Source organism: Mycobacterium sp. TH-M116 (genome assembly GCF_057473685.1).
Map to the genome: position 1 here is coordinate 1 of NZ_JBYCLC010000250.1, position 10011 is coordinate 10011.

The 10011-nt window shown below is 69.7% G+C and carries 9 protein-coding genes; 4 read left to right on the forward strand and 5 right to left on the reverse strand.

The window, feature by feature from the left end:
• Positions 1–137 precede the first annotated feature (137 nt).
• Entirely contained in the window at positions 138–641 is a 504-nt protein-coding gene (locus tag AC2VOK_RS12390; protein ID WP_428900734.1) for a SixA phosphatase family protein, read from the forward strand.
• Between the two features lie 112 nt (positions 642–753).
• On the opposite strand, the gene AC2VOK_RS12395 is transcribed toward AC2VOK_RS12390, so the two are convergent.
• Entirely contained in the window at positions 754–1317 is a 564-nt protein-coding gene (locus AC2VOK_RS12395; protein ID WP_428900735.1) for a DUF3558 domain-containing protein, read from the reverse strand.
• The gene (locus AC2VOK_RS12400) at positions 1317–1853 is read right to left on the reverse strand and encodes a DUF3558 domain-containing protein (RefSeq protein ID WP_428900740.1); all 537 of its coding nucleotides are present in this window, start codon (positions 1851–1853) and stop codon (positions 1317–1319) included. The genes AC2VOK_RS12395 and AC2VOK_RS12400 overlap by 1 nt, the downstream gene beginning before the upstream one ends.
• Before the next feature lie 194 nt (positions 1854–2047).
• Between AC2VOK_RS12400 and AC2VOK_RS12405 the strand changes: the two genes are divergently transcribed.
• Together AC2VOK_RS12405 and AC2VOK_RS12410 are read left to right on the forward strand one after the other, a co-directional pair.
• Positions 2048–3805 (forward strand): ABC transporter ATP-binding protein, encoded by a 1758-nt coding sequence (locus tag AC2VOK_RS12405; protein WP_428900736.1) that lies wholly within the window; start codon positions 2048–2050, stop codon positions 3803–3805.
• Positions 3802–5700 carry an ABC transporter ATP-binding protein gene (locus tag AC2VOK_RS12410; protein WP_428900737.1) on the forward strand — a complete coding sequence of 633 codons (1899 nt, stop codon included), beginning with the start codon at positions 3802–3804 and terminating at the stop codon, positions 5698–5700. The genes AC2VOK_RS12405 and AC2VOK_RS12410 overlap by 4 nt, the downstream gene beginning before the upstream one ends.
• Before the next feature lie 57 nt (positions 5701–5757).
• On the opposite strand, the gene AC2VOK_RS12415 is transcribed toward AC2VOK_RS12410, so the two are convergent.
• Both AC2VOK_RS12415 and AC2VOK_RS12420 read right to left on the reverse strand, forming a co-directional pair.
• The gene (locus AC2VOK_RS12415) at positions 5758–6333 is read right to left on the reverse strand and encodes a hypothetical protein (RefSeq protein WP_428900738.1); all 576 of its coding nucleotides are present in this window, start codon (positions 6331–6333) and stop codon (positions 5758–5760) included.
• 353 nt (positions 6334–6686) lie between these two features.
• Complete coding sequence (locus AC2VOK_RS12420) at positions 6687–7844, reverse strand: amidohydrolase family protein (protein ID WP_428900741.1); 1158 nt, start codon at positions 7842–7844, stop codon at positions 6687–6689.
• 183 nt (positions 7845–8027) lie between these two features.
• Here AC2VOK_RS12420 and AC2VOK_RS12425 point away from each other — a divergent pair, with 183 nt between their 5' ends.
• A complete protein-coding gene (locus tag AC2VOK_RS12425; protein WP_428900739.1) occupies positions 8028–8531 on the forward strand; it encodes a DNA-deoxyinosine glycosylase in 504 nt (167 codons plus the stop codon).
• Positions 8532–8540: 9 nt separating this feature from the next.
• On the opposite strand, the gene AC2VOK_RS12430 is transcribed toward AC2VOK_RS12425, so the two are convergent.
• Positions 8541–9968 carry an amidase gene (locus AC2VOK_RS12430; RefSeq protein WP_428900742.1) on the reverse strand — a complete coding sequence of 476 codons (1428 nt, stop codon included), beginning with the start codon at positions 9966–9968 and terminating at the stop codon, positions 8541–8543.
• Between the last annotated feature and the right edge of the window lie 43 nt (positions 9969–10011).

Genomic DNA, 10011 nt, shown 5'->3' on the forward strand with positions numbered 1-10011 from the left:
ACACCACCAACCCCCCACCAACACCCACTGGCACCCCGAAAAACTCCTCCACCACAAAAACAACGACAACGACAACGACAACGAAGACGACGACGCGGCATAGCGGCCCTTGTGACCCATTGATTACCGTGATGCCGATGAACGGACAGCGCACGTTGCTGCTGCTGCGGCACGCGAAATCCGACTACCCCGCCGGGGTGGCCGACCACGACCGGCCCCTGGCCACCCGCGGCATCCGCGAAGCGGCGCTGGCCGGTGACTGGCTGCGCGCCAACGCGCCAACCGTCGATTCGGTGTTGTGCTCGACGGCGACCCGTGCACGGCAGACCCTGGCGCGCACGGGTATCGACGCCCCGACGCGTTACGCCGAGCAACTCTACGGCGCCGCCCCAGGCGCCGTCATCGAGGAGATCAACACGGTGGACGACGAGGTGAAGACCCTGCTCGTCGTCGGGCACGAACCGACGATGTCCAACCTGGCACTGGTGCTGGCCGGCGCCGACGACACCGACGTCGCCGTCGCCGAGCGCATCGCGGCGAAGTTCCCGACGTCGGCGATCGCCGTGTTCGCCGTGCCGTGTGGATGGGAGGACCTGGAGCCGGGCGGAGCCACGCTGGTCGGTTTCGAGGTTCCGCGCTGAGCCCGATAGCACGGCTCCTCCTCGGCCCGCAGCGCGGGCCGCATCGTCGCGGCGCTGAGCCCGATAGCACGGCTCCTCCTCGGCCCGCAGCGCGGGCCGCATCGTCGCCGCGCTAGGAGTTGGTGGCCAGCGTCAGCTCCATGAGCTTGATGGCCTGTCCGCACGCGTCGATGCCCGGCGCCTGGGGATTGATCCACCAGCCGACCACCCCGGCCGCGTCGCTGGCGACCCCGCACGCGCCGTTGGGGTCGTCCGGGCGCATCACGATCGAATCGATCCCCGCGATGTTGCGGCTCTCGACCTTGTACTTCAGGAAGTCGGCGACCTTGCGCTCGTTGCTCAGGCTGCCCTGCTCGAACCAGAACCGGGTGATGTCGATCAGGCCGGCCGGGTTGGCCGCCTGCCACCGGCAGATCGCGCCGACGAACGTGCTCTGGATGTCGAGCGGATCGGCACCGACCGTCTTGGCCAGGATGTCGGTGGTCAGCACCTCACATTCCTTGAGCAGGTTCGGGTACTGCTGCTGGGAATTGTTGTTGCGCGGCACGCTGCCCGAGCCGGCCTTCACGGCGTTCCCACCGACCGACTTCGAACAACCGGTCAGCACCAACCCGCCCAACACCAACAGCGCGGCGACCACGAGCGTCACGCCGGGACGCACACCTCTTCTGGTCATCATTTGGAATTCGCAATCGACTGACGGGTGAGCTCGCGGGCGATGTCGCAGGGCGGCGGGAACGGCTTCTGGCTGAAGCTGATCGACCATTCGATGAAGTCGTCCTGGAACTGGATACCGACCTCGCACAACGAATCGCCGAGGTTGGGTTCGTTGCCGACGGCGATGAAGCCGCCGTGGCCGTCGATGTTGATGTCGTCGACGCTGGCGCGCGAAAGTTCCTCGGTCTTGCGTTCCCGGCCGATGGGGCTGCCACGATACCAGGAGAAGGAAAAGTGCGGGCCGAGGATTCCGCCGCCGGCCAGCCACTGGCACCCCACCGAGTTGCGTGCGGTGTTGACCAATCCGGTCATCTTCGTCAGGTCCGCCATCGTCTGATCGCTGATGCCACCGCACTGCGGGAACATCGGGCCGTGGTGGCCATCGGCGCTTCCCGGCGCCGAGGGCGCCGTCGCACCCGGTTTGTTGCCGCCTGAACTTGAGCACGCCGAAACCGCGAGGATCAGGACAGTCAAGGCCGCCGCGGTGATGGCCAGGGTCGCACGCTTACGCCGCACCGCTACTCCGCATTTCCTCGGCCTGCTGCTCGTCCACACGATGCTCCACACGATGCACTGTAGCGGCAGCCCCGCGAGCCAACCACCGGCGCGCCAGCTGAGCAGGCATTTCCATTCTCCCGATCGTGCCCGTGCTTAGCCGCGCGGCGCGACGCGTATGCGAGAGTTACCCCATGCTCCTGGCACTGCTGCGCCAGTACATCCGGCCCTACCGCCGGCTGGTCGCGGTGCTGATGACGCTGCAGATCGCCACCACGCTGGCGTCGCTGTACCTGCCGACGGTCAATGCCGCGATCATCGACGACGGCGTGTCCAAGGGCGATACCGCGACCATCATCAGACTCGGCCTGGTGATGCTTTCCGTCACCGGTTTGCAGGTGCTGTGCGCGGTCGGGGCGACCTACGTCGGGTCCCGCACCGGAATGGGATTCGGGCGCGACCTGCGCGAGGCGGTGTTCGACCACGTCACGACCTTCTCCGAGCGCGAAACCGCGCGTTTAGGCGCGCCGACGCTGCTGACCCGCAGCACCAACGACGTCCGGCAGATCCAGTACCTGGTGCAGATCTCGGGCACCGTGCTTGTCACCGCTCCGATCATGTGCGTCGGCGGGATCGCCATGGCGATCGACCAGGAGGCCGCGCTGACGTGGTTGCTGCTGATCAGCGTCCCGGTCATGGCGATCGCCAACTACTGGATCATGTCGCACATGCTGCCGCTGCTGCGCGGGATGCAGCGCCTGATCGACGGCATCAACCGGGTGATGCGCGACCAGCTCTCCGGTGTGCGAGTGGTGCGCGCGTTCGCCCGCGAGGGCTTCGAGCGCGCACGGTTCGCCCGCGCCAATGCCGCGCTGTCGAACACCGCGCTGAGCGTGGGTAATTGGCAGGCGCTGATGCTGCCGGTGACCACGCTGACCATCAACTCCTCCAGCGTCGCGCTCATCTGGTTCGGCGGCCTGCGCATCGACCGGGGCCAGATGCAGGTGGGCGCGCTGACGGCGTTCCTGGCCTACTTCACCCAGATCCTGATGGCGGTGCTGATGGCGACCATGACGCTGGTGGTGCTGCCGCGGGCGTCGGTGTGCGCCGAACGCATCACCGAGGTGCTGTCCACGCGCCCCGCCGTTACCAACCCGCCCAGCCCGAAGTTCCCCCCGGCGGGCATCACCGGCGTCGTGCGGGTGGCGGGCGTGACGTTCACCTACCCGGGCGCCGAACGTCCTGTGTTGCAGGACTTCTCGCTGACGGCGACACCTGGCACCACCACCGCGATCGTCGGCAGCACCGGATCGGGCAAATCGACGCTGGTGTCGCTGATCTGCCGCCTCTACGACGTGACCGACGGCGCCGTCCTCATCGACGACGTCGACGTCCGCGACTACAACACCGAGCGGCTGTGGTCGGCGATCGGACTGGTCCCCCAACGCGGCTACCTGTTCACCGGGACGGTTGCCGACAACCTGCGCTACGGCAGCGCCGGGGCGACCGAGGCCCAAATGTGGGACGCGCTGGAGGTGGCCGCCGCCGACGGATTCGTGCGAGCACATTCCGACGGGCTGGGCATGCGGGTCGCGCAGGGGGGAATCAATCTCTCGGGCGGACAACGGCAGCGGCTGGCCATCGCCCGAGCCGTCATCCGCCGGCCCACCGTGTACCTGTTCGACGACGCATTCGCCGCGCTCGACGTGCACACGGACGCGCGGGTACGCGCCTCGCTGCGGGACACCGCTGGCGCAGCCACCATCATCGTTGTCACACAGCGTATTTCGACCGCAGCCCAGGCCGACCAGGTGATCGTCGTCGACGACGGGCGACTCGTCGGTGCGGGCAACCACGATTCGCTGCTGGCCGGTTGTGCGACCTATGCGGAGTTCGCCGACTCCCAGTCGGTGACCGCCCTGCAATCCGGTCAGGTGGGGGGCGCGCCGTGACGGCGCCAGTCAGCCGGGCTCCCGTCCCCGCGGCGCGGTCCCCCCACTTCTGGGGTTCGGCCGCCCGGCTGGTCAAACGGCTTGGACCGCAACGAGGCCTGGCCGCCGCGGTGATCGTGTTGGGCGTCACCGGCACGGCGATCGGGGTGATCGTCCCGCGGATCCTCGGGCACGCGACCGATCTGCTGTTCAACGGGATGCTCGGGCGGCGACTGCCCGCGGGCATCACGAAAGCGCAGGCCGTCGCCGCAGCTAGGGCCCGCGGCGACAACACCTTCGCCGATCTACTTTCGGGGGCGAATGTGGTGCCAGGCCGGGGCGTGGACTTCGACGCGGTCGGGCGAACCCTGACGGTAGCCCTGGCTTTTTATCTGGTTTCGGCACTGCTGATCTGGGCGCAGGCCCGGCTGCTCAACACCACCCTGCAGCGCACCCTGGTGGCGCTGCGCGCCGATGCCGCGGACAAGGTACACCGGCTGCCGCTGGCCTACTTCGACGGCCGCCAGCGCGGCGAGTTGCTGAGCCGGGTCACCAACGACATCGACAATCTCCAGTCGTCGCTGGCGATGACACTCAGCCAGTTGTTGACGTCCGCGCTGACCGTGGTGACCGTGCTGGCGATGATGGTGTCGATCTCGCTGACGCTGGCGGTGATCACAGTGCTGACGGTGCCGCTGTCGCTGTTGGCGACGGCTGCGATCGCGCGGCGCTCCCAGCGCCTGTTCGCGGCCCAGTGGGCCAGCACGGGTCTCCTCAATGCCCACATCGAGGAGACCTACAGCGGCTTCACGGTGGTCCAGACCTTCGGCCACCGGGCCGCGGCACGCGAGCAGTTCCGCCGGCTCAATGACGAGCTGTACCACGCCGGCGTCGGCGCCCAGTTCAACTCGGGTCTGGTCGCGCCGGCGACGACGTTCGTCGGCAACCTCGGCTACGTCGCTGTCGCCGTCGTGGGCGGTCTGCAGGTGGCCACCGGGCAGATCACCCTCGGCAACATCCAGGCCTTCATTCAATATGTCCGGCAGTTCAATTCGCCGCTGAGCCAGGTGGCCGGAATGTACAACACCCTGCAGTCCGGTGTCGCCAGCGCCGAGCGGGTTTTCGAACTGCTGGACGAGGCCGAGGAAGCTGCGGACCCCCGGCCCGTGTCGCGGCGCAACGGCCAGGGCGCGCGGCCCGGTGGTCGCGTGGAGTTCGAGCACGTGAGTTTTTCCTACCGGCAGGGCATCCCGGTGATCGAGGACCTCTCGCTGGTGGCCGAACCGGGCAGCACGGTGGCCATCGTCGGGCCCACCGGCGCCGGCAAGACCACCCTGGTGAATCTGCTGATGCGTTTCTATGATGCTGATTCCGGCCGGATCCTGCTCGACGGGGTCGACATCACCACGATGAGCCGGCAATCGCTGCGGTCGCGGATCGGGATGGTACTGCAGGACACCTGGCTCTTCGACGGGACGATCGCGGAGAACATCGCCTACGGGCGGCCGGAGGCGAGCCGCGACGACGTGGTCCAAGCCGCCAGGGCCGCCTACGTCGACGGGTTCGTGCAGACGCTGCCCGCCGGCTACCAAACCCGGGTCAGCGGCGACGGCGGCAACATCAGTTCCGGCGAAAAGCAACTCATCACGATCGCGCGGGCATTCCTGGCCCGTCCTCAACTGTTGATCCTGGACGAGGCGACGAGCTCGGTCGACACCCGGACCGAAACACTCGTCCAGCGGGCCCTACGTCAGCTTCGCCAGGACAAGACGAGTTTCATCATCGCGCATCGCCTTTCGACGATCCGCGATGCGGACCGGATCGTGGTGGTCGAGTCCGGCCGCATCGTCGAGCAGGGCAAGCACGCCGAACTGTTGGCACAACAGGGGGCCTACTACGCGATGACGCGGGCCTGACCCGGCCGCCTCCGGGGATGACGGCGGCCGGGTGGATCTCGTCAGCGCGGGCCGGGCTCACGGCTGCAGGCCCGGCCCCTGCGCGCGCAGGTCGTCGACCGCCGTCATCGCGTCGCGCAGCTTGGCCAGCCACTCCTCGGTGTGCTCACCCACCAGCCGGACCGTCCAGGCGAGCGCGTCGGCGCGCGACCGGGCGACCCCGGCGTCGACCAGCGTGTCGAGCACCCGGCGTTCGGGCTGCTTCAGGCGCGTCATCACCGGAACGGCGATGTGCGTGAACAGGATTCGCTCGGTGCCGGTTTTGGAGCCGACCTCGACACCCCAGGAGACCTTGCGGCCGTAGCGGTCCTGCGCCTCCTCGGCGATGCGCATCCGCTCCGAACGGGTTTCCTCCCGGAACCGCGACGCCCGGCCGGCCGCGCGGGCCTCGCTGTCTGCGTCGCCCTCGGATTCCGGCAACTTCCCGACGACCGTGATCTCCTCGCGGTCGACGATGACCGTCGGGTCGCCGTCGAACCACCCTTCGGGCATACGCCCGGCGAACCATTCGCCGGCGTCGCCCGCATCCGGCTGCCCGGCCTGCTGCCAGCCGCCCGCGCGACCGTGCCGGTGGTGTGTGTGATGGGGTTTCATGATTACATAATTACATCGTTACACACTGAATGGAAGGGTGTTCGCCGTCGGCGGAACCGGGGACGCCCCCGGCGCCTCAGAGCTGGGAAAATCGTTGATCTGGGCGCCGGGACGGCGTATTTTCGGAAGGGAAGCAGGCCCGGAAGCGACCGAAATCAAAGAGCCGGACGATGGGGTACACAGCCGGCCGCGTAGCACCCGCGCATGACGGAGTTGCACGCCCCTAGCGTCGCGCCGGGCCTGCCCATGCGGGATGGCTCAGCCGGTCCCCCGGCGAATCCGGAAGAGTTTCACGTCGCTTTTGACGCCCTTGAGCCGGCGCGCGCCCGTCGATGCCCGGCTCGTCGATGCCCTCACCCACGTCCGGCCACCCGCCTGCCGGCGCGCCAGACGGCCTCGACGTCACGCAGCGCGGTGAGGTCCTGCTTTACGCGGGCGGGAACGGCGAGCAGGTCGGCGTCGTAACCGGCGGCGATACGGCCTTTGCGGCGCCCCAGCCCGCAACTGTCGGCGGCGGCGGAGGTGGCTCCGGTCAGTGCCTCCGTGGTGGTGAAGCCGTGCCGGACCAGCTCCGCCAGTTCGTCGGGTAGCACGTCATGGGCTTTGGCGGGCTCGATACCGGCGTCGGTCGAGAAGGCGACGCGGGCGCCGGCGTCGATGAGCCGGCGGATGTTCCGCCACACGCCCTCCATCAGCGCCTTGATGTCGTCCGGCATCTCGGGCAGGGCGCGGCCGATCGTGATCCCGCACCACACGCCCCGACCGACGATCGCCTCGACGACCTCCGGGCTGGCGGCGACACCGCTCTCGGTGAGGAACGTGCAGTGCTCAATCCCGTCGACCCCCGCGGCGACCGCGGCCGCGATACCGGCGGTGGCGTGCGCGTGCGCGGTCACCGGCAACCCCGCCCGGTGCGCGGCGTCGACGACCGCGGCCAGTTCGTCGGCGCTGTACTGCGGCCGGCACGGGTCGGTCCCGGTCGTCATGAAACCGCCGGTCGCCATGATCTTCACCCAGTCCACGCCCCGGTCGGCCCGCTCCCGCACCGCGGCGACGAGCGCCCCGGTGTCCTCGGCCTCACCGCCCAGATACCAGCAATGCCCGCCGCGGCGGGTCAGCGGCGGACCGGAGACCAGCAGCTCCGGCCCCACCTGCGCGCCGCGCCGGTATTCCTCGCGCAGCGTCAGGGTCGCGAAGTCGCGGTCACCGAGGTCGCGCAGCGTGGTGATCCCCGCACTCAGCGCGGCCGCGGCGTGCCGTCGCGCCCGGTCGGCCAGCGCGTCGTGGGCCGTGTCGGCCAGGGCCTGGGGATCGCCGGCGGGGTCCCAGCACAGGTGCGTATGCGCGTCGATGAGCCCCGGCAACAGCGCCGCCCCGCCCAGGTCGACGAGCGTCGTGTCCGGCGGGCAGCCGGCGCTGGCAAACTCGACGGCGCCGATCCGGCCGTCCTCGACCATGACCGTCACCGGGCCACCGTGAAAGCCACCGCGGAACCGGTACCCGTCGAACATCTGGCCGGCGCGGATCGCGAGCCGTTCGCCCCGCCCCGCGGTCACGGCGAGGCCGGTGTGGGAATCACGGCACGGCGAGCGAACTTCACGGACTGCACTGCTCGGTCTTCCGACGAAGGCGGCTGTTATGGACAAAGATCTGCTATCGACAAAGATCTGCTATCGACAAAGATACAGTCAACGATGGCCTCGCCACTTCTGCAGGGATTGCCCCCGGTCGCCGACGACCGTGCCACGGTGGTGATCCTGGGCTCGTTCCCGAGTGCGCTGTCACTGGCGGCGGGCCAGTACTACGCCAACCCACGAAATGCGTTCTGGCCGATCATGAGTCGACTTTTCGGCTTCGATGCGACGGCGCCGTACGACGCGCGGCTCGCGGCGCTGCGGTCCCATGGGGTCGCCCTGTGGGACGTGCTGCACGCGTGCCGTCGCGTCGGCAGCGCGGACTCGGCGATCGAGGCGAAAAGCTTGGTGGTCAACGACTTCGGCGGATTCCTCGCCGAGCACCCGCGGATCATGCGGGTGTACTTCAACGGCGCGAAGGCCGCCGCGCTGCACCGCAGGCTGGCGCCCGCCGCGCAACACGTGCATTGCGAACGGCTGCCGTCGACCAGCCCGGCGCATGCCGTGCCGGTGGAGGCCAAGCTGCGCGCCTGGCGGGCCGCCGCGTCGGGTCGGCGCCGTTGAGCTGCCGCGTCATGACAACGGCGGCCGCCGGTGGGCCCAGGGCCGTGCCGACTCGATCTGCGCGGACAACGACAACAGCGTGGCCTCGTCGTACGGCCGGCCGATGAGCTGCACCGCGAGTGGCAGCCGGTCGCCGTCGAAGTCCCACGGCACGGCCGCGACGGGCTGCCCGGTCAGGTTCCAGATCTGCTGGTAGGGGACCCGCTGCGCCACCAGCAGCAGCGTCGACACCGCGCCCCGGTGCTGGTAGGCGCCGATGCGCGACGGGCCCGCCGCGTTGCCCGGTGTGACGACGACGTCCACGTCGTCGAAGATCGACTGGATCCGGGCGCTCAGTGCCGGTTCCGCGGCGGCGAGGTCAGCCATCCGCCGGTCGGAGAAATGCGACCCCAGGCGCGCGATGGTGCGGGTGCGGGCTTCCATGCGCTCCGGGTGCGCCAGCGCGTCCGCGTCGTCGCTGATCCCGCGCAGATAGCGGGGCAGGTAGTTCGCCAGGATGGCCGCGGGCGGGTACTCGGGGTCGGCGTGGATCACCTCGTGGCCCAGCTCGCGCAGCAACGCGCCGGCCTCCTCGACCGCCGCCAGCTGGGCCTTCCCGACCCGCACGGGCAGCGGCGTCGGGACCTTGGTGCTCAAGGCGATTCGCAGCCTGCCTGGGTGGCGCCCCGCCGCGGCCACGAATTCCCCCTCGGCACCGGGCGCCGCGGGCCCGGGCGCCGCGGACCCGGTGGCCGTCACATCGAGGAACACGGCCGCGTCCAGCACCGAGCGGGCCAGCGGGCCGTTGACGCTCAACCCGTACCAGGCCCCGGACCACGCGTTGTCGTGCGGTTCCAGCGAGACCCGATCGCGTTGCGGTTTGAGGCCGAACAGGCCGCACCAGATCGCCGGGATGCGGATGGAGCCGCCGCCGTCGGATCCCGTCGCCAGCGGGGCCAGTCCGGCGGCCACCGCCGCCGCGCTGCCGCCGCTGCTGCCACCGGGCGTGCGCGTGAGGTCCCACGGGTTGCGCGTGGCCCCGAAGGTCAGCGACTCGGTGTAGGAAAACATCATCAGCTCGGGCACATTCGTCTTGCCGAGGATGACCGCCCCGGCGGCGCGCAGGCGACGGACCATCTCCGCGTCGCTCGTCACGGCGGGGCCGTGGGCGCCGCTGCCGTAGGCCGTCACCTCCCCGGCGACGTCGACGTCGTCCTTGACCGCGATCGGCACCCCCAACAGCGGCAGCCGCTCACCGGCGTCGAGCCGCTGCTGCGCCACGGCCGCCTCGTCACGCGCACTGTCGGCCAGCACCACGCGGTAGCAGCGCAGCTCGCTGTCCAGGCGCGCGATCCGGTCGAGGTAGACCTCGAGCAGTTCCGGGGCGGTCAAAGCGCCGTCGGCCAGCATCCGCGCCTGAGCGGCCGGGCCGGCGAAGGCGAGCTCACTGGCGTCCATCGCGGCAGCATATCGGGCCGATCCGAGACGCCGGCGGCGCCGG